The sequence below is a fragment of the Actinomadura sp. NEAU-AAG7 genome (assembly GCF_018603865.1).
Classification (GTDB): Bacteria; Actinomycetota; Actinomycetes; order Streptosporangiales; family Streptosporangiaceae; genus Spirillospora; species Spirillospora litoris.
In genome coordinates this window covers 530,209-555,619 of the sequence record NZ_JAHFZY010000001.1, presented here as the reverse complement: position 1 = coordinate 555,619, position 25,411 = coordinate 530,209, and the positions used below count along the sequence as shown (strand labels likewise).

Genomic DNA, 25,411 nt, shown 5'->3' with positions numbered 1-25,411 from the left:
CCGTCGCCATCAGGCGACTCGCGTCGGGTCGTCGATGGTGGGGAAGCCGCCCTCGCGGTGGGCGCGCCGCACGTCCTTGACGTACTCGCGGGTGAACATCGCCGACAGCGTCGCGATCCCGCCGCGGTGGACGCGGATCTCCGCGTGCCGCATCTCGCCCCTGATCACGACGCGGCGGCCCTCGCCGCCCCGCCCGGTCCAGTCCTTGACGCGGCCCCGCCCGGCGAAGCGCAGGTCCCAGTGGTCGATGTTCGCGTCCTCGGGCACCAGGAGCTTGAGCATCGAGTGGTCCAGGTCGACGTCGATCTCGATGTCGCCGTCCCCGATCAGCGGCGACCGCAGGTCGAGGACGACCGAGCCGCGGCGGCCGCGCACCTCGAAGGCGCGGGCCTCCGTCCAGGAGCCGAGCTTCTTGACCGACCTGTAGTGGGTGTGGACGCGGACGGGGAGGGTGGTGGGCGTGGTGTCCATCTCGGTCTTCCTTCCGGAATCGGGCAACTACCTCGCGCACAGAGTCACTCTTGCCAAGAGTCTCTCTGAAAAAGAGAGTAACTAGAACAGAGAGGATCGTCAACAGGGAAGGCGGGCGTGGCGCGCGCCAAGAAGGATCGACCCAGGTCTTCGCGTCGCCAACGATCCGAGCGGACGCCGGTGTGCGAGCATCGAGCCGCATGCGCGGAGCGGCGGGAGAGGGCGTGAACGCGGACCGGGCGATGGACGAACTGCTCACCGAACGGCTGAGGCCGGGCGTCTACCAGTGGCGCGCGGTCCCGGCATCCGGCGCGGCGGGCGGCGGCGGCTGGGCGGGACGGGCGGAGGAGGCGGGCTGGCGCGCGTTCCACCTGGACGGACGGCGCGTCCGCGACAAGGACGCGTTCCTGCGGCTGTGCGCCGAGGTCTTCGCGTTCCCCGAGTGGTTCGGCGGCAACTGGGACGCGCTGGAGGACTGCCTGGCCGACCTCTCGTGGGCGCCCGCGCGCGCCGGCTACGTGGTGCTGTACGAGTCGTGGGCCGACTTGGCCGAGGCCGACCAGTGCTCGTTCCGGACGGTCCTGGACGTGTTCGCCGACGCGGTGGAGGCATGGCGGGACACCCCCACCCCCATGACGGTGCTGCTGCCGAGCGTGGGCGTGGAGGTGGCGGGCGTTCCCCGGCTCGCCTGAGCCGTCAGACCGTCAGGTCGTCAGTAGGTGGACGAGTCGTGGTTGATGCTCCAGATCGCCGCGCCGTAGAAGCCGACGATGACGATCCAGTAGAGGAGCCCGAGCACCGCGAAGATGTAGCCGAGGACGAGCCCGGTGGTCGCCATGCCGCCGCCCGCCTCCCCGGTGCGCTTGATCTGCCCGTGCGCGACGTGGCCGAAGATGACGGCCGCGGCGGAGAACACGACCCCGCCGCAGGTCAGGACGCCGATGATGCCGAGCACCATCGAGGCGACGGCCATGCCGTTGTTGCGCGGGACCACCGGCGGTCCGCCGCCGTAGTAGTGGTGCTGCACGGGGGGCTGCTGGTAGTGCTGGCCGTAGGGATCCGACCCGTAACCGCCGTACGGGTCGTAGGGGGGTTGTGCCATGGCTTCCCGATCGGTCGCGCGCCCGCCGTCGCAAGGGTGCCGCACGTGCGCTGAGTGCTGGGATTTCGATTGTGTCGGCGTGGTCGAAGCCCGAATGACGTCGCCACAAGGATGATCCTCGCACTTTTAGATGCCCGAAGATCCAGTCCGGTTCCCGGTGGCTCCCAGGTCGGTGCGGGCTTCGGCCCGGTCAGGGCTCGACCGGGGCGGCGGCTCGGGCCGGCCGAGCGCCGACGCGGCCGTGGCTCCAGCCCGTTGAAGGACCGGTCCGGTGGGGGGTTCGGCACGGCGAGAGAGATCAGCCCGAGCCCATGGAAGCCCGGCTCGGGGGTCAGCCCAGGTTGGCGCGCAGCCAGGAGATGTCCTCGGCGTGCCCCGCCGCCGGGGTCTCCACGACGACGGGCGCGGCGGCCGCCCTGACCACCGACAGGATGAGGTCGGTGTCGATCTTGCCGGTGCCGAGGTTGGCGTGCCGGTCGGCGCCCGACCCGAACGCGTCGCGGCTGTCGTTGCAGTGCACGAGGTCGATGCGTCCGGTGATGGCCTTGATCCGGTCGACCGCGTCGATGAGCTCCTCGCCCGCCGCGTGCGCGTGGCAGGTGTCGAGGCAGAAGCCGAGCTTGCCGTCGAGGCCGTCCACGCCCGACAGCACCTCCCACAGCCGGGAGATCCGGTCGAAACTGCGCGCCATCGCGTTGCCGCCGCCCGCGGTGTTCTCGATGTAGACCGGGATCGGGCACTCGACCCGCTCGAACACCTTGCGCCAGTTCTCGAACCCCAGCTCGGGGTCGTCGTCCTTCAGCACGTGGCCGCCGTGCACGATCAGCGCCTTCGCGCCGATCGACGCCGCCGCCTCCAACTGCTGCGTCAGGTTCTTGCGGCTCGGTATGCGGATCCGGTTGTTGGAGGTCGCCACGTTGATCGTGTACGGCGCGTGGACGTACACCTCGACGCCCGACCCGGCCAGCGCCTCGACGCCCTCGGGCAGGACGGGCTTCTTCCAGCCCTGCGGGTCGCCCAGGAAGAACTGGACGACGTCCGCGCCGATGGCACGCGCGTTGTCGAGCGGGTTGGTCTGGTCGACGTGGGCTCCGATGCGCATGACACCGAGGTTAGCCGCGACGTCCGACATCCACGCCCGGATCCCGACCGGATCAGGGGCCGATCAGGGGCCGGGCGAGGGCCGGACGAGGGCCGGACGGGTCGGACGGGTCGGACGGGGGTCAGACGGTGAAGCCGCCGTGGCTGAGGGCGAAGCCGCCGCCGACGAAGGCGGTGACCATCCCGATGACGTTCAGCCAGCGCTCGTTGGTGGTCGCCGAGATGAGCTGGGAGTAGAGCGCGAGCGGCAGGCCGATCACGGCCGCGAGCGCCCCGAAGAAGTGCGTGGCCGGGATCGAGCCGAGGATCAGGGCGGCGACCCCGATCGTGATGGCCGCCACCGCCAGCGCGTTCTCCAGCGGATGGCGGTCGGCGTCGAGGTCGACGGCGGCCTGCTCTCGCCCGGCTGCCTCCTGTGACATCGGGTCCCTCCTCCAGATCGTGGCGAGCACGTCCGGCGCCTGCGGCGCGCCTGCGGCCGGACGGGTCGTCGCTAGAGGATTCCCAGGGGATCCATAGATCAACCTGCGCGCTCGTGCGGAAAATGTCGGCGGCACCCGGTAACGTCGAACATGGTTTCGAAAGGTGCCCGCGAGCGGCCGAGCGGAGGCGAGGCGATGAACAAGAGCGAGCTGGGGATCATCGGTGACGCGGAGCTCGTCGAGGAGTTGTCGCTGCTGACGACCCAGACGGCCCGGATGCGCGCCCGCATGGCCGACATCATGGCCGAGCTGGAACGCCGTCGCTGCGCCAGATCCCCCCATCCCACCGGCGCGAGACGCTGACGCGGGCCGCCTCCGGGCACCGGTCCGGCGCCCGCGGCGGGTGCGGCCCGGCGCTCGCGGCCGGTGCGGGCCGGAGGCCGCCGAGGGGGCGAAACGGCTCGTACGCTGCTGACAGTTGGTAGCCTGTATCGGTCTCGCGGCGGGCGCGTCCGGCGAATCCGGATCCGGCGCCACCGCGGGAGACGCAACAGCCCTCCTGTCACGGAGAGACCGTGACCGCACCAGTCCAGAGGAGGTAGGGACCAGCATGCGTCGTTACGAACTGATGACGATTCTCGACCCCGCCATCGACGAGCGCACCGCGAGCGCGGCGCTCGACCCGTTCCTGAAGGTCGTCAAGGACGGCGGCGGCAGCGTCGAGAAGGTCGAGGTCTGGGGCCGCAGGCGCCTGGCGTACGACATCCAGAAGAAGTCCGAAGGCATCTACGCGGTGGTCGACCTGTCGGCTGAGCCTGCCACGGTCAAGGAGCTCGACCGTCAGCTCAACCTGAGCGAGTCGATCCTCCGCACCAAGGTCATCCGTCCCGAGGTCCACTGAGCCCGGCTCAGTCCTCACACCAGCCGGAGCGAGCCCCATGGCAGGCGACACCGTAATCACGATCGTCGGGAACCTCGTCGAGGACCCGAATCTGCGTTTCACCCCGAGCGGCCAGGCGGTCGCCTCGTTCCGCATCGCCTCGACGCCGCGGAGCTTCGACCGACAGTCGGGCGAGTGGAAGGACGGCGAGTCGCTGTTCCTGACCTGCAACGTCTGGCGGCAGGCGGCCGAGAACTGCGCCGAGAGCCTCCAGCGCGGCATGCGTGTCATCGTGCAGGGGCGGCTCAAGCAGCGCTCGTACGAGACGCGCGAGGGTGAGAAGCGCACCGTCTTCGAGATCGAGGTCGACGAGGTCGGCCCGTCGCTGCGCAACGCCACCGCGAAGGTCAACAAGACCCAGCGGCAGGGCGGCGGGGGCGGCGGCTTCGGCGGTGGCGGTGGCGGCGGCCAGGGCGGCGGCTTCGGCGGTGGCGGCGGCCAGGGTGACGGCGGCGGCTTCGGCGGCGGCCAGCAGCAGGGCGGCGGCGGCTTCGGCGGCGGCCAGCAGGGCGGCGGCGCTCCCGCCAACGACCCCTGGGCCACCGGTGGCGGTGGCGGCGGGGGCGGCGGCGGCTACTCCGACGACCCGCCCTTCTAACCGGGCTCCGGCCGGGCCCCGCGGGGGCCTCGGCCATCCGGCCCGGCGGCGCGCGGCGTCCGCCGGGCCCACGGCAAGACCAAGACATGTACACGCCCATTCCCGCGTGAGCGGGGCTCTCATAAAGGAGCACCACGATGGCGAAGCCACCTCCCCGCAAGCCGAAGAAGAAGGTTTGCGTTTTCTGCCAGGAGAAGATCTCCTACGTCGACTACAAGGACACCGGTCTGCTGCGGAAGTTCATCTCCGACCGCGGCAAGATCCGTGCCCGTCGGGTGACCGGTAACTGCACCCAGCACCAGCGGGACGTCGCCACGGCGATCAAGAACGCCCGCGAGATGGCGCTGCTGCCCTACACCAGCACCGCGCGCTGAGTCAGGGGGACACGATCATGAAGCTCATCCTGACCCAGCAGGTCTCCGGCCTCGGCGAGCCCGGTGACGTCATCGAGGTCCGCGACGGCTACGGCCGCAACTACCTCGTCCCCCGCGGGTTCGCCATCAAGTGGACCCGGGGCGCCGAGAAGGAGATCGACTCGATCAAGAAGGCGCGTTCGGCCCGCGAGATCGCGACCGTCGAGCACGCCAAGGAGGTCGCCGGCCGGCTCCAGGCGCTGCGCGTGACGCTGCGCACCCGGACCGGCAGCAACGGCCGCCTGTTCGGCGCGGTGACCGCCGCCGACATCGCCGAGGCGGTCAAGGCCGCCGACGGCCCCGACCTGGACCGCCGCCGCATCGAGATCGGCAACCCGATCAAGACCGTCGGCACCCACCGGGTCAGTGTGCGCCTGCACACCGACGTCAACGCCACGATCGACGTCAACGTCGTCGAGGCCTGACACCCGTTCGACGCGACGGCCCCCACGTCCCCCGGCAGGGAGGCGCGGGGGCCGTTTCGCTTCGCCCCCGGCGGTTCGGCTTCCGGGTGGTGCGGACCGCCCGGCCCGCGCTCGCGCCGCGTCATCGGAGCCGGTCCGAGTTCGGGGTGAAAGTCCCTGAATCGCCCTGAGCTTGGCCGTTCGGTCGAGTGATCGCTACGTTCCGTAAGGGATCATCGCGGGGCGAAGGGGGACGGTGTTGATCGAGCAATCGTCGGGCGGCGTGACCGGCCGGGAAGGCGACGGCTCGCCGGTGACGCGCCGTTCGGTCCTCGGCGGTGTGGTGGGGGCGGGCGTGCTGGCCCTCGGATCCTCGGCCGACCACGTGGCCCTGGCCTCCCCCCTCCCCGATCCCGGTGACGCGGGCGACCTGGACGACCCGGGCCGGTTCATGGCGGACGCGCCGAACGTCCACCCCCGTGCCGACTGGAACGCCAGGGCCCCGAGGCGTCCCGCGACCGTCCTGAACCGCGCGCCGGACCGGATCATCGTCCACCACACCGACACCGCGAACTCCGACGACGGGTCGCTCGCCCACGCCTACGGCCTGTCCCGGTTCATCCAGGACTTCCACATGGACAAACGCGGCTGGGACGACGCGGGCCAGCAGCTCACGATCAGCCGCGGCGGCATCGTCATGGAGGGGCGGAACCGGTCGCTGAAGTCCGTCCGGGCGGGCGTCCTGGCGGTCGGGGCGCAGGTGCTGCACCACAACGAGCACACGATCGGGATCGAGAACGAGGGCTCCTACATGACGAAGGAGGTCCCCGACCGGCTGTGGGCGTCGCTGGTGGAGGTGTGCGTGTGGCTGTGCCGCGAGTACGACCTGACGCCGTCCGACGCCATCGTCGGGCACCGCGACTACAACAAGACCGCGTGCCCGGGTGACGTCCTCTACGCGCGCCTGCCGGAGTTGCGCAGGTCGGTGGGGGCCCGCCTGGACGGGGCGCCGAAGAGTTCGCAGGGCAAGCCCCGTCCGAAGCCGCGGCCCAAGCCGCGCCCCGAGCCGTTCCCCGACGACCAGGGACCGGGCCAGATGCCCGACTTCCCCGGCTTCCCGTCCTTCGACGACTTCAACTGACGACGGCCGCCGGTCACGTCTCGGGCGTGGTGTAGCGGGTGCGGCGGCGGGCGATCTCGGGGTCGATGCCCTCGACGAGCGACCAGATGCCCGCGACCCGTTCCACCAGGGTCTCGGGGGGCAGCCCGGCCAGGCCCTCGGCCGCCAGGTCGTCGATCGCCTGCGTCAGCCGGGCCATCCGCTCGCCGTGCGTGGAACACATGTTCGAATAGTAGCGAGTGTGGCGCCCGGTGCGGGTGCGGTTCGCGGATTCCGGTCCGCGGTTCCGCCGGAGGGGCGAGGTTTTGCGGTCATGGTTTCCGCGCCCGTGACCTCCGCATGATGTGATCTAGGGCATGGCATCGCCGAACTCCGTCTCGCTCAGCGGGGACGGGCTCGTCCTGCGCGAGTGGCGCGATGACGACCTCGACACGCTGGTGGAGCTGTTCGACGACAGCGAGGTCGCCCGCTGGACCCCGCTCGCCTCGCCGTTCGACCGCGCCGCCGCCGCGCGGTACCTCGCCCGCGTCCGCGACAACCAGGCGCGCGGCGAGCGGCTGCACCTCGCGATCACGACCGACGGCGGTGAGCCGAAGGGCGAGGTCATGCTGAACCGGGTCACGGGCACGATCGGGTACGCGATCGGGGCGGCGCATCGCGGGCGGGGGCTGGCGGTCCGCGCGCTCCGGCTGCTGACCGACCACGCCCACGAGGCCGACGGGCTGCCCCGGGTGTACCTGGAGATCGAGCAGTCGAACGCCGCCAGCGCCGCCGTCGCCCGCGCCGCCGGCTACACGCTGACCGACGCCCTGCCCGTGATGGTCGAGGACAAGGGGCGGCAGCACAACCTCCTGACCTGGGTCCACGAGGAATCGGCCCCCGCCTAAGGGGTCCGCAGGGAATGGACCGTGGGCCCTAGCTCGGGGTCGGCGGCGAGGGTGTTGAGCGCGGACGAGAGGACCTCCGCGTAGGTGGCGCGCGCGGCCTCGTAGCGCCGGCGGCCCTCGTCGGTGATGACGGCGTAGACGCCCCGCCTGTCGGAGGGGCACAGGTCCTTGTAGGCGAACCCCGCCGTCTCCAGGCGGCCTACCAGCCGGGTCACCGACGACTGGTTCAGGCCGACCTTCTCGGCCAGGTCCTGCATGCGCAGCTCGCTGTTCTCGGAGCCGTGCAGGTGCTCCAGGGAGCGGAACTCCGACAGGCCGATCGCGTGCCGCCGCTGGAGCGCCGCGCCCAACTCGCGCTCCACGTACGCGTGGAGCGCGAGGACGCGGCTCCAGGCGGCGTGGTCGGAGGTGCGCGGGAGCGCGCGGGTGGAAGTGGCCATGCGGCTGTCCTCCTGGGAGAGCGGGTTGACAACAGGATACATGTACATGCAAACTCTTCTCGTCCCCGCGGTCGCCCTATCGGGTGCTTCTGGGCGGATTTAACTTGCATGTACAAGCACATAGCCCCAAGGAGTCCCCATGCACTGGCTCTACCTGGCCATCGCCGTCGTCTTCGAGATCGCCGTCGCGCTCGCGGCGGGGAAGGCCGAGGGCTTCACCAGCCGCAAATGGACCGCCGCGACCCTCCTCAGCGGCGCGCTCGCCACCTACTCCCTCAGCCGGGCCCTGCTGACCTTCGACGTCGGCGTCGGATACGCCCTGTGGACCTCGGTCGCGGGCGTCGGCATCACGCTGCTCGGGGCCCTGCTGTTCGGCCAGCGCCTCACCTGGCGCAAGGCGCTGGGCATCGTGATCGTCATCGTGGGGGTCGTCGGCCTCCAGCTCAGCGGCGCCGCCTGATCCCGCCGTTCCCGACCGTCCGCCCGCACCATCCTCACCGAAAAGGACCCCTGACCATGTTCTCCTTCAGCCGCTCTGAAACCGGCACCAACGCCTGGCCCGTCCTCCTCCTGGCCGGAGGGTTCGAGATCGCCTATGCGCTCGCGGTCGGCGGGAGCCAGGGCTTCACCGTCCTGACCTGGTCGCTCGTCGCCATCGTGTTCTTCCTCCTGACGCTGTGGGCGCTGAGCGTCGCGCTGCGCACCATCGACGTCGGCATCGGCTACGCCGTCTGGGCGGGCATCGGGGCGGTCGGGGCGGCGGTGCTGGGGCCCGTCTTCTTCGACGAGAGCCTCACGCTCGTCCGGTCCCTGTGGCTCGGCGTCATCATCGCCGGCGTCGTCTGGCTCAAGCTCGCCGACAGGACCGAGACCGCGCGGGACGTCCAGGAAGGCGCGAACAGGGCGCGGGCCGTGCAGGGCGCCGGCCTGTGACGGCACATCCACGACGCCGGGGCGGCCCGGGTCCGGGACGACGGGCCGCCCCGGCGGTCCGCCCTGCCGGCCGGCGGGCCGGGCCGTTCAGCGGACGGCGCCGGTGACCAGCCAGCGGTCGCCGCGGGCGCGGAGGCCGAGGGTGAGCATGCGGGCCGCCATCCACAGGCCGATCGCGAGCCAGAGGCCGACGAGCCCCGCGTCCGCCCAGTACAGGAGCAGGGCCGCGGGGAGGAAGACGACCGTCGCGACGAGCGTGGTGGCCGCGAGGTAGCCCCCGTCCCCCGCGCCGATCAGGATTCCGTCCAGGACGAAGACCACGCCCGCGACCGGTTGCAGGACCGCGACGACGATCAGCGAGACGAGCAGCAGGTGCCGGACGTCGCCGTCGGAGGTGAACAGGCCGGGCAGCCACGGGCGGACCGCGAGGATCCCGAGCCCGAGCACGACGCCGCAGACCACGCCCCAGCCGACCATCCGCCGGGTCACCGCGCGGGTGCCGGCGACGTCGGCGGCGCCGAGGTAGCGTCCGGTGATCGCCTGGCCCGCGATCGCGATGGAGTCGAGGGCGAACGCGAGCAGGCTCCACACCTGGAAGCCGACCTGGTAGGCGGCGATCTCGGCGTCCCCCATGCGCGCGGCGACCGACGTCCCGACGATGAGGACGACCCGCAGCGCCGCCGTCCGGACGAGCAGGCCGAACCCGGCGGTGGCGGACGTCCGCAGCCCGGCCGGGTCGGGGCGCACCGACGTTCCGTGGCGCCGGGCGGCGCGCAGCACCACCGCCACGTACAAGGCGGCGCTCGCGGTCTGGGCGATGACGGTGCCCCAGGCCGATCCCGCGATGCCCCAGTCCAGGACGAGTACGAAGACGATGTTGAGCAGCAGGTTGAGCGAGAAGCCGCCGATCGCGACGTACAGGGGGGTCCGGGTGTCCTGGAGGCCGCGGAGCACCCCGGTTCCGGCCAGCACGATCAGCATGGACGGGATCCCGAAGAGGCTCACCCGCAGGTAGGTCTCGGCATAGGGCGCCACGGACGCGGACGCTCCGAACGCGTCCACGATCCACGGGACCAGCGGCAACCCGGCGAGGATCAGCGCGGCGCCGATCGCGAGCGCCAGCCACATGCCGTCGACGCCCTGCTTGACCGCCGCCCGCAGGTCCCCGGCGCCGACCTGCCGCGCCACCCCCGCCGTCGTCCCGTAGGCGAGGAAGACGCACAGGTAGACCAGCGTGCTCAGCGCCTGCCCGGCCACGCCGAGGCCGCCGAGCTGGGCGGTTCCGAGGTGCCCGACGATGGCGGAGTCCGACAGCAGGAACAGCGGCTCGGCGACGAGTGCCCCGAACGCCGGGACGGCCAGCCGCAGGATCTCGCGGTCGTGGGCGGTGACCCGCCGCAGGGGTGAGCCGATCATGTCGCCCACAGACTACCAGTCTGTAACTTTCTAAGAAATTTCACCCATTACATCGAGAGAAGCGGCCGACTTTCTTTTCCGCACAGCCGGTGGATGAAGTCTTCGCAGATCACAGGGGGTCAGCGCGGTTCGTCCACGCGTTTTCCCCAGAGTTGTCCACAGGTCGTGCACAACCGGATCGGCGTGTCTGCACAGGGCCTCCACAGGCTTGTCCACAGCTCGCTTTGCTCGGGACGGCGCGGGCTGGCGAGAATGTCGGACGCCTCAGGTAAACGTGGGATGGACGGCCGGCGCTGGGGCGGACGGGGACGCCGGGTGGCCGAGATGAAGGGGGTGCGACCGTGAGCGTGTCCGAGCTCGGACCGCACGAGCACGAGTTCGAACGCACGCCCCCGCACGACATCACGGCCGAGCAGGGCGTGCTCGGGGGCATGCTGCTCTCGCAGGACGCCATCGCCGAGGTCGTCGAGGTTCTGCGCAGCGGCGACTTCTACCGGCCCGCGCACCAGATCGTCTACGACACCATCCTCGACCTGTACGGCCGCGGCGACCCCGCCGACGCCGTGACGGTCGCGGGCGAGCTGACCAAGAACGGCGAGATCGCGCGCATCGGCGGCGCCCCCTACCTGCACACGCTGATCTCCCTGGTGCCCACGGCCGCCAACGCCGGGTACTACGCGAAGATCGTCCACGAGCGGTCGGTGCTGCGCAAGCTCGTCGAGACCGGCACCCGCATCGTCCAGATGGGCTACGCGGCCGACGGGGCCGACGCCGACGAGGTGCTCGACCGGGCCCAGGCCGAGGTCTTCGCGATCGCCGAGAAGCGCTCCGGCGAGGACTACGTCCCGCTGAGCGAGATCATGCCCGGCGCCCTGGACGAGATCGAGGCGATCGGCAGCCGGGGCGGCCAGATGGTCGGCTGCCCCACCGGCTTCGCCGACCTCGACGCCCTCACCAACGGCCTCCACCCGGGTCAGATGATCGTGGTCGCCGCCCGTCCCGCGATGGGCAAGGCCCTCGACCTGCGCACCCCGCTGCCGACCCCGACCGGCTGGACGACGATGGGCGAGATCGCCGTCGGCGACCTGCTGCTCGGCGCCGACGGCCGCCCCACCCGCGTCGTCGCCGCGACCGGGGTGATGCACGGCCGCCCCTGCTACGAGGTCGAGTTCTCCGACGGCGAAGTGATCACCGCCGACGCCCGGCACCAGTGGCGCACGAGAGCCCATGACCGGCTCCGCCCAGCCGCGGGGGCCCCGGCGTGGTCGCGGACTCCTCCCCTCACCGCCCCCCGGGCGGATAAGGCACGGGCGACCCACGCGGGCGTCGGCGGAACGGATCTGCTGCTCAGGTGCCGCACCGCGAACGCCGCCCCGTCCGGTGGCGCGACGCGGACGGCGCTCGACCCGTGCGACCCGCCGATGCCCTACGCGTCCTTCTCCGGGAGCACCCGCACGAGCGCGACGATGACGACGGAGGAGCTGGCGGCGACGCTGCGCCGCGCCGACGGCGGCCCGCGCCACGCGGTGGAGGTCGCCGCGCCGTTCGAGCTGCCCGACGCCGACCTGCCGGTCCCCCCGTACGTCCTCGGCGCCTGGCTCGCCGGGGGCGGCGAGGACGAAGACCTCACCCGCGCGCACACCGCCGGGCTCGAAGCGCTGCACCTGGGCCGTGACAAGCACGTCCCCGCCGTCTACCTGCGGGCCTCCGAGTCCCAACGGCGGGCCCTGCTGGCGGGCATGCTCGACACCGTCGGCCACCTCTCGCCCCTCGGCGAGGTGGAACTGCCGCTGGTCGGCAGGAGGCTGGCCGAGGGAGCCCGCGAACTCGTCCTGACCCTGGGCCATCGGGCGACCCTGAGACCCGCCGTCCCGTCCGAGGCGACCCACCGGATCGCCTTCACGCCCACGGGCCGGGTGCTCCGGCGCATGGCGGGCGGCGCGGTGGACGCCTCGCCGGGCGCCCGTGTCCGCCACATCGTGGACGTCCGGCCGGTGGAGAGCGTGCCGGTCCGGTGCGTCCAGGTCGACAACGACGACCACATGTACCTGGCGGGCCGCTCGTGCGTCCCCACGCACAACTCGACGCTCGCGCTCGACTTCGCCCGCGCGGCCTCCATCAAGCACGGCCTGACCTCGGCGTTCTTCAGCCTGGAGATGGGCCGCAACGAGATCACGATGCGGCTGCTGTCGGCCGAGGCGCGGGTGGCGCTGCACGCGATGCGCTCCGGCACCATGCAGGACGAGGACTGGACGCGCCTCGCCCGCCGGATGAGCGAGGTCGCCGAGGCGCCGCTGTTCATCGACGACTCGCCCAACATGTCGATGATGGAGATCCGCGCCAAGTGCCGCCGGCTGAAGCAGCAGCACGACCTGCGCCTGGTCATCATCGACTACCTCCAGCTCATGAGCTCGGGGAAACGGGTGGAGAGCCGGCAGGTCGAGGTGTCGGAGTTCTCCCGTTCGCTCAAGCTCCTCGCGAAGGAGCTGGGCGTCCCGGTCATCGCGTTGTCGCAGCTCAACCGTGGTCCCGAGCAGCGGACCGACAAGAAGCCCATGGTGTCGGACCTGCGCGAGTCGGGCTCGATCGAGCAGGACGCCGACATGGTGATCCTGCTGCACCGCGAGGACGCCTACGAGAAGGAGTCGCCGCGCGCGGGGGAGGCCGACCTGATCGTGGCCAAGCACCGCAACGGCCCCACCGCGACCGTGACGGTCGCCTTCCAGGGCCACTACAGCCGCTTCGTCGACATGGCCCAGTAACCCGAACCCCCGGTCCGGCTCGCGTAGGGCGCGGCGGTCGGCTCAGGCGGCCGTGTCCGCCGCCGTGCGCCTATGCGCTCGGGGGCGCCTTGGCTTCCCCACCGGCTCGTCCGGCTATGGCGGGCCTCCTGCCGCAAGGGAATCGGAAGCCAGTAGGCAGGAGACCCGCTGGTCAAAGCACACCGGAAGCCGTCCCCGTAGGCAAGCACATGATCAAGCGCGGCGGGTGGCGTCGCCGTCTTCCGTCGCGGCTTGCCCGCCTTGTCGGGCCGTGTCCGATGTGGGATCCGGCTCGGCGGTCCGGTGCCGGGCGGCCTCGGTCCGGATTCCGGCCAGCACCGTGTCGAGTAGACGGTCGAACTGGGCCTCGGAGCCGAAGTCCGCTTGCAGGGGGGTGAGGTCGGACAGGGTCGGGTGGTCGGCGGGGTCGAGCGCCGGGCCGTCGGGGCTGCCGTCGAGGACCGCGAGCAGGTGGCCGTTGAGGAAGCCGAACAGCGCCATCGGCGCGTCCGCGACCACCTGGTCGGGCAGGCCGGCCCGGCGCATCGCGGCGGCCAGGCGCTCCAGGGCGGCCAGGGCCGCCGGCGAGGTCTGCGGACGGGTGGCCAGCAGCGGGAACACCCGGGGGTGCCGGTAGGCCATCCGCCGGTAGTCGTGCGCCGTCCGGCGGGCGAGCTGTTCCCAGGTCCGCGCGGTCCGCCGGGCGCCGGTGTCCAGCTCGGCGATCACGGCCTCGGAGATCGCGTCGAGCAGCGCGGCCTTGCCCTTGATGTGGTGGTAGATCGACATCGGGTCGACGCCGAGGTCGTCGGCGAGCCGCCGGACGCCGAAGCGGTCCAGGCCGTCGCGATCGACGAGCGCGACGGCGGCGGCCGCGATGCGGGCGCGGTCGAGCCCGGCCGAGGTGCCGCGGGTGCGCCTGGTCACATCCGTCCTCCCGCCTTGCCAAATCTACAGCGTAGAATCTACCGTGGCTCGACAATCTACGGCGTAGGTTTGGGGGAGGCATGGTCGAGTCCGCCGGTGCGGCGAAGCGATGGGTTCTCGCGGCGATGTGCGCGGGGCTGGGACTCACCGTCGTCGCGGCGGTCGTTCCGTATGCGGGCACCCACCTGCTGGCCGACCACATCCGTGATGGCTATCCCGCCTACAGCCGTTCGCGGGTGGACGCGGCCGTCACCGTCTATCTGACCCTGCTGTCGGTCGTCGGGGCGCTCGGCGTCATCGCCTGGCTCTGGACGGCCTGGGCCGTCGAGGCGGGCAAGCGGTGGGCGCGGTCCGCGGCGACCGCGATGCTCGCGCTCGGCGCGGGGGTCGGAGCGTCCGGGCTGCTCATCAAGGACACATCGGGCGACACCGGCCTGCCACCGCTGCTGGGGTGGCTTGGGACGGCCCCCTGCCTGGCAGGGCTGGCGGCGGTCGTGCTGCTGTGGAGGCGACCGCCGGCCCCGCACGCTGGTGCCGGGCGTTTTCGCAGGTGACGGTCACCGACCAGGGCCAGAGAGAGGGTGCAGTGAGGCGCATCGGGATCATCGGCGTGGGGGAGATCGGCCGGGCCATCGTGGACGGCCTGCGTGCCGGGGGCGGTGACGCCCCCGAGGTGTTCCTGTCTCCTCGGGGAGCCCGGACGGCCGCGGAGCTGTCCGAACGCTACGGGAGCGTGCTGGTCTGCCCCGACAACCAGGCGGTGGTGGACCGCTCCGACATCGTGATCATCGCCGTTCGGGGCCAGGACCGGCACGAGGCGCTCGGCGGCCTGCGGGTGGCCGCCGACAAGATCGTGATCAACGTGATGTCCGGCGTCGGCAACGGCGACCTGCGCCGGACGCTGGACACCGGGGCCCCGCTCGTCCGGGCCATCCCGCTGCCCGCCATCCGCGAGCGCCGCGCCGTCACGGTGACCTACCCGTCCCATCCGGTGGTGGACGGCCTCTTCGAGGACCTGGGCGGGGCGCTCCCGGTCGCGGACGAGACGGCCTTCAACGTCCTCTCCGCGGTCACCGGCACGCTGACCGCCCACTACTCCTACCTCGCCACGCTCACGTCGTGGGTCGCCGGGCACGGCATCGCGCCCGCCGACGCCGACGGCTACGTGCGCGGGCTCTTCCAGGGCGTCGGCCGCGCCCTGGACGACCGGTCCCGCTCGCTGAGCCGGATCGCGGCCGACCACGAGACGCCGAACGGCAACAACGAACGCGTCCGCACCACGTGGTTCACCGCCGCCAACGCCGAGGCCCTCACCCAGGCCCTCGACGACCTCCTCCTGCACCTTGAGGGCCCCGCCGCCGAGTGAGGCCCGGCGCCCTCGTCAGTCCGCCAGGAGGCGTGCGACGAGGGTGCGGGTCCAGTCGGGGGACAGCGGCAGGTGGGTGAAGACGGCGCGGAAGTAGACGGGGGCGATGATGGCGTCCGTCGTGTGGTCGAGGGTCGGGGGCCGCCCGCCCCGGGCCTCCTCCCGTTCGAGGATGGCGTCGAGCTGCTGCCGGCGCTCCCCCAGGCACGCGGCGGCGCCCTGCGCTCCGGCGACGCCGATGGTGGCGCGGATCAGCGCGAGGCTGTCGGGGTCGCCGAGGTCCTTGGCGAGGTTGAACGCGTAGCGTTCCAGGTCGCCGCGGAGGTCCCCGGTGTCCGGAACCACGAAGCCGCCGGAGAAGCGGCTGCCGGTGACGTCGGCGAGCAGCTCGCCGACCGAGCCCCAGCGCCGGTAGACCGTGGTGGGGTGCACGCCCGCGCGGGCGGCCACGACCGGGATCGTCGGCGGTTCGCCGGCCTCGTCCGCGAGCAGTTCCCTGACGGCCCGGTGGACGTCCGCGCGCACCCGGGCGGAGCGGCCGCCCGGCCGGCTGCCGGTGTGGGGCGAAGACGAGGTCGAGGCGGGCATGTCACCATTATTGCACTGATCATTGCTTTATAGATGCAGTGATCGATGCGTTTGTGTTACCTTCGGGACCACTAACGCAACGATCACTGCGAGGCTTGCATGCCTGCCGTATCCCCCCTGATCAAGCCGCCCGCCGACGGGCCGCGCGTGCCGTGGAGGGGCGCCTTCACCTCCGCGGCCGCCGTCCTCGTCCTGTTCGTGGCCGCCTCCGGTGCCCCGACCCCGCTCTACGTGATCTACCAGCAGCGATGGCACTTCACGGCGTGGGTGCTGACGGTCGTCTTCGCCCTCTACGTGCTCGGCGTTCTGGGCTCGCTGCTCACGGTCGGAGCGCTGTCGGACCATCTCGGCCGCCGCCCGGTGCTCGCCGGCGCGATCGCGGTGCAGGCGGTCGCGCTCGTCCTGTTCCTGGTCGCCGGGAACGTGTTCGTCCTGGCCGCCGCGCGGGTGCTCCAGGGCCTCGCGACCGGCGCGGCGACGACCACGCTGAGCGCCGCGCTCGTCGATCTCGAACCGTCGCGCGGACGGGCGGGCGCCGTCACCTCGGTCGCGCCCCTGACCGGGCTCGCCCTCGGCGCCCTCGGCAGCGGCGCGCTGGTGGAGTTCGGCCCCGCCCCGACCCGGCTGGTCTACGGGGTGCTGCTCGGCGCGACGGCGCTCGCGGCCGTGTTCGCCCTGGTCATGCCGGAGACCTCGGCGCGCCTGCCGGGAGCCGTCGCCTCGCTGCGGCCGCGGGTCGCGATGCCCGCGCACCTGCGCGCCGAGATCGTCCCGGTGGTGCCCGTGATGATCGCGAGCTGGGCCCTGGCCGGGATGTACCTCTCGCTCGGCCCGTCCGTCGCCGCCGGACCGCTGGGGCTGCGCAGCCATCTGATCGGCGGTGTCGTCGTGACGCTCCTGGGAGGCACCGGAGCGCTCACGGTCCTCGTGCTCCGGTCCCGTTCCGCGTCCTCGCTGCTCGGTCCCTCGTCCGTGCTGCTCGCGCTCGGGATGCTGGGCTCGCTCGCCGGGGTCACGGAGGATCTCGCCTGGCTCTGCGCCGCGGGCACCGTCGTCGCCGGTCTCGGCGTCGGCGCGGCGATGCTGGCGTCGTTCGGCACCTTCGCCCGGGTCGCCCGGCCGGACGAGCGCAGCGCGGTCTTCGCCCTGGCGAACGTCATCAACTACCTGGGGAACAGCGTGCCCGCCGTGCTCGGAGGGATCGCCGTCACCGCGCTGGGGCTGCGGACCGCCACCGACATCTACGCGCTGACGATCGCCGTGATCTCCCTTTCCGCCCTCGTCCTGCATCTGAACCGGGTGCGGACGAAGCGCCGCGCCGTCCTGGCCCAGCGCTGCTGAGACGCCGGTTCCGCGGCACACCGAATCGGCCTGACAAGGAGAAGAACATCGTGACCACGGTCAGCAGGACCCGGACGGACCTAGAGGTTCGGCGGGCGGACCATACGACGATTCGCTACTCGGCCAGCGGTCCGGCCGGGGGTCCGGCCCTGGTCCTCGTCCACGGCTGGGGATGCTCGCGCGGCGACTTCGACGCGGTGACCGACCACCTGCCGGGGGATCACCGCGTCCTCGCGGTCGACCTCGCGGAACACGGCGACTCGCGGTCCGCGCGGGACGTTTTCACCATGGCGGAATTCGCCCGCGACGTGGCGGCGGTGCTGGAGGCCGAGGCGGTGGGGTCGGCGGTCGTGGCGGGGCACTCGCTCGGCGGCGCGGTCGCCGTCGAGGTCGGACGGCTGCTCCCCGACACGATCACGCACATCGTCGCGCTGGACGCGCTGCATTACCTGTCCCTGTTCCCGGCGCTGAGCGAGGGAGAGGCCGCGGCGTTGGAACGCCTCTTCCGCGACGACTTCGCCGGAGCGGTGCGGGGACTCGTGGAGGGCGGTTCACCGGAGGGCACCGATCCGGCCTTGAAGGACGCGTACTTCGAGAAGATGGTCGCGGTACGGCAGCCCGGGGGCCTGCGCGCCATCGAGGGCCTGGTCCGCTGGGACATGGACGCGGCGCTCGACGGGGCGAGGCAGCCGATCACGGTGTTCGCGATACGCGACCTGGTGGCGCGCGAGGCGATCGACCGCTACGGCGACCGCCTCGACATCGTGCTCGTCGACTTGGGCAGCCACCACTTTCCGGTGGAGTCCCCGAAGGAGACGGCGAGGCTCCTGGCCGGTGTGAGGGGCTGACGAGAGGGGCGGCTCCGGGGCCGGGGTCCTCGTCCTCGGCGGGGCCGCCGAGGACGAGGACGCCGCGGTCGCTAGCTGACCATGTCGTGCAGCAGGTTCGCGGCCATGGTCGTCCCGTCGGTGCGGCTGGCGGCGGCCACCGACCCCGCCCGTTCCCGGGTCTCGGGGGCCAGGGCCAGGGCGAGCGCGGCCGACAGGGACTCGACGGTCGGCTCCCGGCCCTCGTGCGCCGCGCCTATGCCGAGCTCGGCGACGCGGGCGGCCCAGGAGGGCTGGTCGGCGATCTGCGGCACCACGACCTGGGGCGCGCCGGCGCGGGCGGCGGTTCCGGTGGTGCCCGCGCCGCCGTGGTGCACGACGGCGGCGACCCGGGGGAACAGCGCCTGCTGGTTGACCTCGCCGACGGCGAAGCAGTCGGCGAGGTCGTCGACCGGGGCCAGGTCGGCCCAGCCGCGCGCGAGCACGACGCGGCGCCCGTGCGCGCGGCTCGCCTCGATGGCCACCCGGGCGATGCCCTTCGGGGCGTAGGCGGCCATGCTGCCGAACCCCACGTAGACGGGGGGCTCGCCCGCGTCAAGGAACGCCTCCAGATCGGCCGGGAGGGGACGGTCGTCGGGCAGGATCCACGCGCCGGTCTGCACCACGTCGAGGTCCGTCCTGCCCGCCGCCGGACACAGCGTCGCGTCCGCCGCCAGCCAGGGCCGTTCGGTCAGGACGTAGTCGCGGACGTTGTCCACCGGCGGCAGGCCGATTTTCGCCCGGTGGCTGTTGAGCGCCTCGCCGTACAAGGCGTTCACCCGTTCCGCGTCGTGCTTCCAGAGGACCCGATTGTCGGTCTCGCCTTCCGGGGACGGCGCGCCCGGCCGCTTTCCCGGCGGGAAATGCCGCGACGGCAGTCCGAGCGTGTGAAAGCAGGCCAACACATAATGGAGGCCCATTTTCTCGGCCACGTCCCGCGCTCCGGCGGGCATCAGCCCGGTCGCCAGCAGCACGTCGCATCCCTCGGCGGCCGTGCTGAGCGTCTCGAACCGCGCCGCCACCAGTTCGGGAGCGAGGCTGAACGCGGCCTTCTCCGAGGGCGGCTTCGGGCGCGCGACCACCGAGCGCACGGACGGGCCGAGCGGGATCAGCGGCACGCCCGCGCGGTCCATGAGCGCCTTGAAGTCCTCGTCCGGCGGCGCGCAGACCCGGGTCTCCGCGCCGAGTTCGCGTAGCCGCGCGGCGAGACCGGCCACCGGTTCGACGTCCCCGCGCGATCCCCACGTCGACAACAAAACACGCACTGCGTGCCCCCCCATTTCGCTGGTGCTGACCTTTCGGCCGCCCATCTTGAGGGATGACCGGGGTCTTGCCGCAAGCCCCCGGTCGTGTTATAAATTAGTAGTGGCAGGGAGTGCCGACTCCCTGCCTTTGTCTTTGCCGGGCTGCCGCTGAAGCGGCGCTCCGCGCGGCGGAGAGTTCTTCCTTCCGGATATTCGCGGGCGGCTTCACCCGGCTTCACGCGGCTTCACCCGGCCGGGCGACCTCGCGCGGGTCGGCGCGGGACACCGCGCCTGGGGTCAGGCCGTGCCGGTTTCCCTCTCCCAAGCGGGGCGGAGGCGCCCGGCGACCTCGCCCGCCTGGCGGAGACCCGCCCGGTAGGACGGCTCCCAGGCCGCCGCGTCGCTCACGTCGGGGCCGAAGGCGCGCAACGCCGCCGGGTCGGGGCCGACGGCCACCACGTCGTCGGCCGGCTCGATGTCCTTCCGCTCGCCGAGGAACACCATCGGTTCGATCACGACCAGCATGCGGGCTCCGGCCGCGAGATCGGTGTTGGTGCCCGACCGCAGCGCACCGTCCATGTAGCGGCGGCCGCCGATGGCGACCAGCGGCGCGAGCCCGGGGAACGCGCTGCTCGCCGCCACCGCGCGGGCCAGCGGCACGCCGCTGTCGCGGTCCCACACCACGGGTTCGCCGCTGGTCGCGTCCACGGCGGTGATCAACAGCCGCCGCTCGGGCCAGGTGTCCGCGCCGATCAGGGCGGCGCGGCTCCTGACCAGCGCCTCGTCGGCTCCGGGCTCGGCGCCGTCGAGGCCGAGGCGGCCGACGCGCCGGCGGGCCTCGGCGGGGTCCAGGGCGCGGTCGCCGAGGAGGGCGAACACCGCGTCCAACCGTCCGGGATCGGGGGCGGCGTCGCGCGCCGCCGGGTCGGCCGCGGTCGCGAGCCGCGCCAGATCCTGATCGGTGGCGAGCAGCGCTCCGACGATCGCCCCGGCGGACGTGCCGACGATCAGGTCGGCCTCGGCCAGGTCCACGCCCACCCGGCGCAGGCCGTGGGCCAGTCCGACCATCCAGGCCGTGCCGACGACACCGCCGGGGCCCAGGACGAGAGCTCGGTCATGCGTGTGCGTACTCATTATTGAAACACTTGTAGCATATATAGGTGAACGCCGTCCCGGCTCCGAGGTCCCGAGGAGGAGAGCGGTCGTGGGGAGACCCCCGGACCCCGCCCGGCGCGAACGCACGCTGGCGTTGGCGACCGACTACGTGCTGGTCCACGGGCTGGCCGGGCTGAGCCTGCGGCCGCTGGCCGCGGCCCTGGACACCAGCCCGCGGATGCTGCTCTACGACTTCGGCAGCAAGCAGGAACTGGTCGCCGCGATCCTCGGCGAGGCCCGGCGGCGGGGCGCGGCGCGGATGGCCGAGCACATGCCGGCCGAGGTCTGCTCCGGCTCCGTGCACGACCGGCTGCGGCGGGTCTGGGCGTGGATCAGCGCCGACGACCGCGCGCCGTACGTCCGGCTGTTCTTCGAGGTGCACGCCGACGGCCTCGTCCGCCCCGAGGGCCACCCCCACCCGGACGAGGCGCTCACGGACTGGTTCAACGCCTTCGGCGCGGCGTTCCGGGACGTCGCCGCCGGCCCCGACGACCCCGTCACGCCCACGCTGATCATGGCCGTCATCCGGGGCCTGCTGTTCGATCTGACGACCACCGACGACCGGGCCCGCGTCGATCACGCGCTGGACCGCTTCGCCGACCTGCTCAAGCCGGGGACGCCGGGCTGATCACCGACGCCGTGGGGACGGCCTGGCACCAGGGCTGGCCCTCCGTCGCTTGATCCACCTTTCGCGCTGGCGAACCGGCCTCGGAGCGACCCGCCGTGGACGAGTGGGCATGCGACCACTAGTGTGGGCGCATGCCCACTCAATCTTCGGAACAGCCGCCCTCCAGCGCGCCGGAACCCCATCGGCACCGGAACGTGGCGGAGTCGTTCGGCGTGGACGCCGAGCGCTACGACCGGACCCGCCCCCGCTACCCCGACGCGCTGGTGGAGCGGATCGTCGCCGCCAGCCCCGGGCCCGACGTCGTCGACGTCGGCTGCGGCACCGGCATCGAGGCCCGGCAGCTGCGGGCGGCGGGCTGCTCGGTGCTCGGCGTCGAGCCCGACGCGCGGATGGCCGGGTTCGCGCGGCGCGCCGGGTTCGAGGTCGAGGTCGCGACGTTCGAGGCATGGGAGGACGCCGGACGGCGGTTCGACGCCGTCGTCGCCGGCCAGTCCTGGCACTGGGTGGAACCGGTGGCGGGCGCGGCGAAGGCGGCGCGGGTGCTGCGGCCGGGCGGGCTGCTCGCGGTGTTCTGGCACGTCTTCCAGATGCCGGACGAGGTGTTCGACGCGTTCGCCGAGGTCTACCGGCGGGTCGCGCCCGACTCTCCGATCCCGGTCCCGTCGGCGAAGCAGCCGCTCAATCTCTACGAGGGGATGTTCGCCCGGACCTCCGACGGCATCCGCGCCGCGGACGCGTTCGGCGAGCCCGAGCACTGGCGCTACGAATGGGAGAAGCGCTACACCCGGGACGAGTGGCTGGACCAGATCCCCACGCACGGCTCGCTCACCCACCTCCCCCCGGACAAGCTGGCGGAGGTCCTGGAAAGCGTGGGGGCCGCCATCGACCGCCTGGGCGGCGGCTTCACGGTCCCCTACGTCACGGTGGCGGTCACCGCGTCCCGCCCGGCCTGACGCCCTGCCCGGCGGTGGCCTCCCGGACCGCCGGGGCGATCTCCTCGGCCCAGCGCCCCAGCGTGACGTCCACGGGGTCGCCGCCGGTGGGGAAGAGGATGAAGCCGCCCGCGCCGTGCTCCAGGACGGCGCCGGTCAGCTCCTCGATCCACTGGCCGGGCGAACCGCCGATCCAGCGCCCGTCGCCGTCGCGGGTGGCCCTGAGCGGGGTCCCGGTGATGCGGCCCGGCAGGTTGTAGATCGTGGCGATGTCGGCGGGGGCGCGCCCGGCGGCGGCCGCGGCCTCGTCGATGACCGGACGGGACGCCCGGTACCGCTCGCTCAGCCAGTCGGCGGCATGGCCGGGCAGCCAGCCGTCGGCGACCCTGCCGGTGGCGGCCAGCGACCTGGCGCCGACCGAGCCGGTCCAGATCGGCGGGACCGCGACGGGAGCCGCTTCCAGGTCCGTGACCTGGTAGAACTCGCCGTCGAAGGTCACCGGCCCGGAGCCCGAGCCGAGCCTTCTGATGAGGGTGATCGCCTCTTCGAAGGCGCGGACCGCCGCCGGCGGCGACAGGCGCGGGACGCCGAGCCGCACGATGTCGTCCCAGGAGCCGCCCGCGCCCATGCCGAGGACGACCCGTCCGTCCGACAGGGCGGACAGCGACGTGACCATGCGCGCGAGCATCGGCGCGGGCCGGCTCGGCAGGTTCGTGACGTTCGCCATCCCGGAGATGCGCGTGGTGCGGCCGAGGATCACGCCGGTGACCGCGTAGGCGTCCAGCCGGGCCGCGACATAGGGGTGGTCGGAGACGCTGAAAAGGTCGAGCCCCTGCCGGTCGGCCTGGGCCGCGAGCCGCAGGGTCTCGGGAACGGCGGCGATGGAGTTGTCGATTCCGATTCCGAACATGACATCGTCCTCAGGTAGTTCGCGTACCGAATTATGGGTGCCGTACTCTGTGTCGCATGAAGGCCGGAGCGGATCGGATGGGAGTCGTCACCGCGCTGGTGCGCTCCTCATTCCTGGTGGACGCGGTGTACGCCGCGTCGGCGCGGGAGTACGGGCTTACACAGCAGCAGGGCCAGTTGCTCTGCGTGCTGATGTCGCAGCCGTACGGGATGAGCGAGTTGGGCGCGATGCTCGGGTTGGCGAAGTCGAGCCTCACCGGCCTGGTCGACCGGACCGCCCGAAACGGCCTGGTGCGCAGGGAACCCGACCCGCGGGACCGCCGGGCCGCCCGCGTCGCGCTCACCCCGAAGGGTTCGGCGCTCGTGGCCGACTTCTACGCCGAGACCTGCCGGCGCATCGAAACTCTGGCCGACGGCCTCGGTGCGGACGAGCGCGAGGCGCTCGCCGACCTGCTCGGCAGGGTGGTGCGGGACAACGAGGTCCCGGTCGTCTTCATGGAGAAGAACGAAGACACGTCCCCCACGCCCTGACCCGTCCGCCACCGGCTCGCCGCCCGCCTCGCGCCTTGGGCGCGAGGACGGCTCCGGGTGTGCGGAGCCTCGTGCTCCGGCTCCGGGCATCCGCGTGCGCACTCGTCCTCCACATGGTCATTCGCTCTACGAACCATATTGGTTCGTAGAGCGAACTTCAAATGTGGGGTGTGCGGCCGCGCCGACGGCGGCCGATCTCAGGGAGGCGGGTCAGGCGGTGAGCCGTTCGGAGAGTTCGCGCAGGCGGGCGCGGGCGGCGGTGTCGTAGGACTGGTCGTTCGCGCGCGCGGCGTCCAGGCCGTTGAAGAAGCGGCCCGAGACCTCGTCGAGGGCCGGGTCGGTGACGAGGCGGTGGGTCGCGCGGACGCCCTCCTCCAGGGTGCTGATCGGCGCGGGCACCATCTTGGTGGGCATGAAGGTGGCCGGGTGGAGGGCGTTCGCGGTGACGCCCGTCCCGGCGAGTTCGGCGGCGAGGTCGATCGTGCACATGATCTGCGCGAGCTTGCTCTGCCGGTAGGCGCGGGTGCCGCTGTACCCGCGCGTGATCATCACGTCGGCGAAGTCGATCGGCTGCTGGCCGAGGCTGCTGACGTTGACGATCCGCGCGGGCGCCGAGGCGAGCAGGGTCGGCAGCAGCAGGCGGGTGAGCAGGTAGCCCGCCAGGTAGTTGACCGCGAAGCGCAGCTCGTGGCCGTCCGCGCTCTCCTGGCGCCCGTCGGCGTCGGCGAAGCCGATGCCCGCGTTGTTGACCAGGACGTCCAGGCGCGGGTGGTCGGCGCGGACGGCATCGGCCAGCGCCCGCACCTCGGCGAGGGACGACAGGTCGGCGCGGTACCAGGAGGCGCGCCCGCCGATCTCCTCCAGGGTGGCCTTGCCGCGCTGGTCGTCCCGGCCGTGGACGAGGACGGTGGCGCCCTCGGCCGCCAGTTCGGCGGCGAGGGCGCGTCCGAGGCCGTCCGTCGCGCCGGTGATGAGGATGGTCTGCTCCTTGATGGGCCGCATGCCCCCCATCGTGCTCGGCGCGCATGCGCGCTAACCAGGTTCTGCGGATCGTGGTATTGGCGATAACCCCCAGGTTGGGCGGCGGTCCCAGGATCAGCGCCAACCGTAGGTCGAGCCGCGAACCTAGGTTGGGCGGCTAGGGGCGGGCCAGGAAGTCCCTGAGGAGCTTGACGAAATCGTCCGAACGCTCCGCCAGCGCTATGTGGCCGGTGTCGAATTCCGCGTATTCGCTTCCGGTGATGGCGGAGCACAGCGCGCGGTGGTTCTCGACGGGAATCGTCGCGTCCCGCGTGCAGCCCACCACCAGGGTGGGGGCTTCGATCCTGGGAAGGAGGTCCCGGATGTCCAGCCGTAGGAGGAGATCCACCTGGCGGAGTACGCCGTCGGTCGGCCGCATGTACGCGGTGGCCTGCTCGACCGCGTCATGGCCGATCTCGTTGAGGAACCGGGCGCTGAAGGAGAGAAGCGTCGCGTACCGTCCGAACGCCTTGGGGTCGTCCCCCAGCAGACGCCAGGTGCTCATCATCAGCTGGAGGTACTCGTCGCCGGCGTGGGTCAGGCCCGCGACGGGCACCAGCCGCCGCACCAGGTCGGGACGGAGCGCGGCGGCGGCCGCGACGGTCGAGGCGCCCAGCGAGAAGCCGACGAGGTCGACCGGCGCGGCGCCGGAGTCCTCGATGACGGCGATGACCTGGGCGGCGAGCGCCTCGATGGTCAGCGGCGCGCCGTCGTCCTCGGCGGGGTCGCTGCCGGCCAGGTCGGGCAGGATCACGGTGTAGCGGTCGGTGAACCGCTCGATCAGGGTGTCCCACATGTTCGAGCCGGGACCGGCGCCGTGCACGAGGACGAGCGCGGGCCCCGACCCTTCGGTCCGGTAGGTGATACGGGCGTTTCCAACGGTGAGTGTCGTCAT

The 25,411-nt window shown here is 72.3% G+C and carries 32 protein-coding genes; 18 read left to right on the top strand and 14 right to left on the bottom strand.

Annotated elements, in window-relative coordinates:
* Positions 1–9 precede the first annotated feature (9 nt).
* On the bottom strand, positions 10–471 hold the full coding sequence (locus KLI87_RS02580; protein WP_214615677.1) for a hypothetical protein: 462 nt from the start codon (positions 469–471) through the stop codon (positions 10–12).
* Positions 472–695: 224 nt separating this feature from the next.
* On the opposite strand from KLI87_RS02580, the gene KLI87_RS02575 reads away from it, so the two are divergent.
* Positions 696–1,163, top strand: coding sequence for a barstar family protein (locus tag KLI87_RS02575; protein ID WP_214615676.1), 468 nt, complete (start codon positions 696–698; stop codon positions 1,161–1,163).
* Between the two features lie 20 nt (positions 1,164–1,183).
* On the opposite strand, the gene KLI87_RS02570 is transcribed toward KLI87_RS02575, so the two are convergent.
* From KLI87_RS02570 to KLI87_RS02560, 3 genes are all read right to left on the bottom strand, one after another.
* Positions 1,184–1,573, bottom strand: a complete 390-nt coding sequence (locus KLI87_RS02570) for a DUF4190 domain-containing protein (RefSeq protein ID WP_156217122.1) — start codon at positions 1,571–1,573, stop codon at positions 1,184–1,186.
* Between the two features lie 331 nt (positions 1,574–1,904).
* The gene (locus tag KLI87_RS02565; protein ID WP_214615675.1) at positions 1,905–2,675 is read right to left on the bottom strand and encodes a deoxyribonuclease IV; all 771 of its coding nucleotides are present in this window, start codon (positions 2,673–2,675) and stop codon (positions 1,905–1,907) included.
* A 121-nt stretch (positions 2,676–2,796) separates the two neighbouring features.
* On the bottom strand, positions 2,797–3,096 hold the full coding sequence (locus KLI87_RS02560) for a hypothetical protein (protein ID WP_214615674.1): 300 nt from the start codon (positions 3,094–3,096) through the stop codon (positions 2,797–2,799).
* A 150-nt stretch (positions 3,097–3,246) separates the two neighbouring features.
* Between KLI87_RS02560 and KLI87_RS02555 the strand changes: the two genes are divergently transcribed.
* The 6 genes from KLI87_RS02555 to KLI87_RS02530 all read left to right on the top strand — a co-directional run bounded on the left by KLI87_RS02555 (position 3,247) and on the right by KLI87_RS02530 (position 6,592).
* Complete coding sequence (locus KLI87_RS02555) at positions 3,247–3,459, top strand: hypothetical protein (protein WP_156217125.1); 213 nt, start codon at positions 3,247–3,249, stop codon at positions 3,457–3,459.
* A 247-nt stretch (positions 3,460–3,706) separates the two neighbouring features.
* Complete coding sequence (gene rpsF, locus KLI87_RS02550; RefSeq protein WP_156217126.1) at positions 3,707–3,997, top strand: 30S ribosomal protein S6; 291 nt, start codon at positions 3,707–3,709, stop codon at positions 3,995–3,997.
* A 37-nt stretch (positions 3,998–4,034) separates the two neighbouring features.
* Positions 4,035–4,634, top strand: a complete 600-nt coding sequence (locus tag KLI87_RS02545; RefSeq protein WP_214615673.1) for a single-stranded DNA-binding protein — start codon at positions 4,035–4,037, stop codon at positions 4,632–4,634.
* A gap of 137 nt (positions 4,635–4,771) precedes the next feature.
* Positions 4,772–5,008: a 30S ribosomal protein S18 gene (gene rpsR, locus KLI87_RS02540; RefSeq protein ID WP_019631633.1), complete on the top strand. Its 237-nt coding sequence runs from the start codon at positions 4,772–4,774 to the stop codon at positions 5,006–5,008.
* 17 nt (positions 5,009–5,025) lie between these two features.
* Positions 5,026–5,472 carry a 50S ribosomal protein L9 gene (rplI, locus tag KLI87_RS02535; protein WP_156217128.1) on the top strand — a complete coding sequence of 149 codons (447 nt, stop codon included), beginning with the start codon at positions 5,026–5,028 and terminating at the stop codon, positions 5,470–5,472.
* 238 nt (positions 5,473–5,710) lie between these two features.
* Positions 5,711–6,592 carry a peptidoglycan recognition family protein gene (locus tag KLI87_RS02530; protein WP_250903462.1) on the top strand — a complete coding sequence of 294 codons (882 nt, stop codon included), beginning with the start codon at positions 5,711–5,713 and terminating at the stop codon, positions 6,590–6,592.
* 13 nt (positions 6,593–6,605) lie between these two features.
* Here KLI87_RS02530 and KLI87_RS02525 read toward each other — a convergent pair whose 3' ends face one another.
* Positions 6,606–6,794, bottom strand: coding sequence for a hypothetical protein (locus KLI87_RS02525; protein WP_052357975.1), 189 nt, complete (start codon positions 6,792–6,794; stop codon positions 6,606–6,608).
* A gap of 133 nt (positions 6,795–6,927) precedes the next feature.
* Here KLI87_RS02525 and KLI87_RS02520 point away from each other — a divergent pair, with 133 nt between their 5' ends.
* On the top strand, positions 6,928–7,458 hold the full coding sequence (locus tag KLI87_RS02520) for a GNAT family N-acetyltransferase (protein ID WP_156217129.1): 531 nt from the start codon (positions 6,928–6,930) through the stop codon (positions 7,456–7,458).
* Here KLI87_RS02520 and KLI87_RS02515 read toward each other — a convergent pair.
* The gene (locus KLI87_RS02515) at positions 7,455–7,898 is read right to left on the bottom strand and encodes a MarR family winged helix-turn-helix transcriptional regulator (RefSeq protein ID WP_156217130.1); all 444 of its coding nucleotides are present in this window, start codon (positions 7,896–7,898) and stop codon (positions 7,455–7,457) included. The genes KLI87_RS02520 and KLI87_RS02515 overlap by 4 nt on opposite strands.
* A gap of 139 nt (positions 7,899–8,037) precedes the next feature.
* Here KLI87_RS02515 and KLI87_RS02510 point away from each other — a divergent pair, with 139 nt between their 5' ends.
* On the top strand, positions 8,038–8,358 hold the full coding sequence (locus tag KLI87_RS02510; RefSeq protein ID WP_214615672.1) for a multidrug efflux SMR transporter: 321 nt from the start codon (positions 8,038–8,040) through the stop codon (positions 8,356–8,358).
* A gap of 56 nt (positions 8,359–8,414) precedes the next feature.
* Positions 8,415–8,831, top strand: a complete 417-nt coding sequence (locus KLI87_RS02505; protein ID WP_156217132.1) for a multidrug efflux SMR transporter — start codon at positions 8,415–8,417, stop codon at positions 8,829–8,831.
* A gap of 87 nt (positions 8,832–8,918) precedes the next feature.
* Here the strand turns inward: KLI87_RS02505 and KLI87_RS02500 are convergent, their stop codons facing one another.
* A complete protein-coding gene (locus KLI87_RS02500; protein ID WP_214615671.1) occupies positions 8,919–10,247 on the bottom strand; it encodes an MATE family efflux transporter in 1,329 nt (442 codons plus the stop codon).
* Positions 10,248–10,588: 341 nt separating this feature from the next.
* Here KLI87_RS02500 and dnaB point away from each other — a divergent pair, with 341 nt between their 5' ends.
* Positions 10,589–13,009, top strand: coding sequence for a replicative DNA helicase (gene dnaB / locus KLI87_RS02495; RefSeq protein ID WP_308165818.1), 2,421 nt, complete (start codon positions 10,589–10,591; stop codon positions 13,007–13,009).
* A 213-nt stretch (positions 13,010–13,222) separates the two neighbouring features.
* Here the strand turns inward: dnaB and KLI87_RS02490 are convergent, their stop codons facing one another.
* Complete coding sequence (locus KLI87_RS02490; RefSeq protein WP_214615670.1) at positions 13,223–13,936, bottom strand: TetR/AcrR family transcriptional regulator; 714 nt, start codon at positions 13,934–13,936, stop codon at positions 13,223–13,225.
* 80 nt (positions 13,937–14,016) lie between these two features.
* Here KLI87_RS02490 and KLI87_RS02485 point away from each other — a divergent pair, with 80 nt between their 5' ends.
* Both KLI87_RS02485 and KLI87_RS02480 read left to right on the top strand, forming a co-directional pair.
* Positions 14,017–14,490 (top strand): hypothetical protein, encoded by a 474-nt coding sequence (locus KLI87_RS02485; protein WP_214615669.1) that lies wholly within the window; start codon positions 14,017–14,019, stop codon positions 14,488–14,490.
* 32 nt (positions 14,491–14,522) lie between these two features.
* Positions 14,523–15,302, top strand: a complete 780-nt coding sequence (locus KLI87_RS02480) for an NAD(P)-binding domain-containing protein (RefSeq protein WP_214615668.1) — start codon at positions 14,523–14,525, stop codon at positions 15,300–15,302.
* A gap of 15 nt (positions 15,303–15,317) precedes the next feature.
* Here KLI87_RS02480 and KLI87_RS02475 read toward each other — a convergent pair whose 3' ends face one another.
* A complete protein-coding gene (locus tag KLI87_RS02475) occupies positions 15,318–15,890 on the bottom strand; it encodes a TetR-like C-terminal domain-containing protein (RefSeq protein ID WP_156217135.1) in 573 nt (190 codons plus the stop codon).
* A gap of 99 nt (positions 15,891–15,989) precedes the next feature.
* Between KLI87_RS02475 and KLI87_RS02470 the strand changes: the two genes are divergently transcribed.
* Both KLI87_RS02470 and KLI87_RS02465 read left to right on the top strand, forming a co-directional pair.
* Positions 15,990–17,231: an MFS transporter gene (locus tag KLI87_RS02470; protein ID WP_214615667.1), complete on the top strand. Its 1,242-nt coding sequence runs from the start codon at positions 15,990–15,992 to the stop codon at positions 17,229–17,231.
* A gap of 50 nt (positions 17,232–17,281) precedes the next feature.
* Complete coding sequence (locus tag KLI87_RS02465; protein WP_214615666.1) at positions 17,282–18,079, top strand: alpha/beta fold hydrolase; 798 nt, start codon at positions 17,282–17,284, stop codon at positions 18,077–18,079.
* Between the two features lie 71 nt (positions 18,080–18,150).
* On the opposite strand, the gene KLI87_RS02460 is transcribed toward KLI87_RS02465, so the two are convergent.
* Positions 18,151–19,314, bottom strand: a complete 1,164-nt coding sequence (locus KLI87_RS02460; RefSeq protein WP_308165817.1) for a glycosyltransferase — start codon at positions 19,312–19,314, stop codon at positions 18,151–18,153.
* Positions 19,315–19,638: 324 nt separating this feature from the next.
* Positions 19,639–20,475, bottom strand: coding sequence for a patatin-like phospholipase family protein (locus KLI87_RS02455; protein ID WP_214615664.1), 837 nt, complete (start codon positions 20,473–20,475; stop codon positions 19,639–19,641).
* A gap of 70 nt (positions 20,476–20,545) precedes the next feature.
* Between KLI87_RS02455 and KLI87_RS02450 the strand changes: the two genes are divergently transcribed.
* A complete protein-coding gene (locus KLI87_RS02450) occupies positions 20,546–21,124 on the top strand; it encodes a TetR/AcrR family transcriptional regulator (protein WP_214615663.1) in 579 nt (192 codons plus the stop codon).
* Between the two features lie 131 nt (positions 21,125–21,255).
* A complete protein-coding gene (locus tag KLI87_RS02445) occupies positions 21,256–22,077 on the top strand; it encodes a class I SAM-dependent methyltransferase (protein WP_156217140.1) in 822 nt (273 codons plus the stop codon).
* Here the strand turns inward: KLI87_RS02445 and KLI87_RS02440 are convergent.
* Positions 22,055–22,966: an LLM class flavin-dependent oxidoreductase gene (locus KLI87_RS02440; RefSeq protein ID WP_214615662.1), complete on the bottom strand. Its 912-nt coding sequence runs from the start codon at positions 22,964–22,966 to the stop codon at positions 22,055–22,057. The two genes, KLI87_RS02445 and KLI87_RS02440, sit on opposite strands and share 23 nt — an antisense overlap.
* Before the next feature lie 56 nt (positions 22,967–23,022).
* Here KLI87_RS02440 and KLI87_RS02435 point away from each other — a divergent pair, with 56 nt between their 5' ends.
* The gene (locus KLI87_RS02435; RefSeq protein ID WP_214615661.1) at positions 23,023–23,496 is read left to right on the top strand and encodes a MarR family winged helix-turn-helix transcriptional regulator; all 474 of its coding nucleotides are present in this window, start codon (positions 23,023–23,025) and stop codon (positions 23,494–23,496) included.
* Between the two features lie 210 nt (positions 23,497–23,706).
* Here the strand turns inward: KLI87_RS02435 and KLI87_RS02430 are convergent, their stop codons facing one another.
* Together KLI87_RS02430 and KLI87_RS02425 are read right to left on the bottom strand one after the other, a co-directional pair.
* Entirely contained in the window at positions 23,707–24,498 is a 792-nt protein-coding gene (locus tag KLI87_RS02430; protein WP_156217142.1) for an SDR family NAD(P)-dependent oxidoreductase, read from the bottom strand.
* Positions 24,499–24,634: 136 nt separating this feature from the next.
* Positions 24,635–25,411: an alpha/beta fold hydrolase gene (locus tag KLI87_RS02425; RefSeq protein ID WP_156217143.1), complete on the bottom strand. Its 777-nt coding sequence runs from the start codon at positions 25,409–25,411 to the stop codon at positions 24,635–24,637.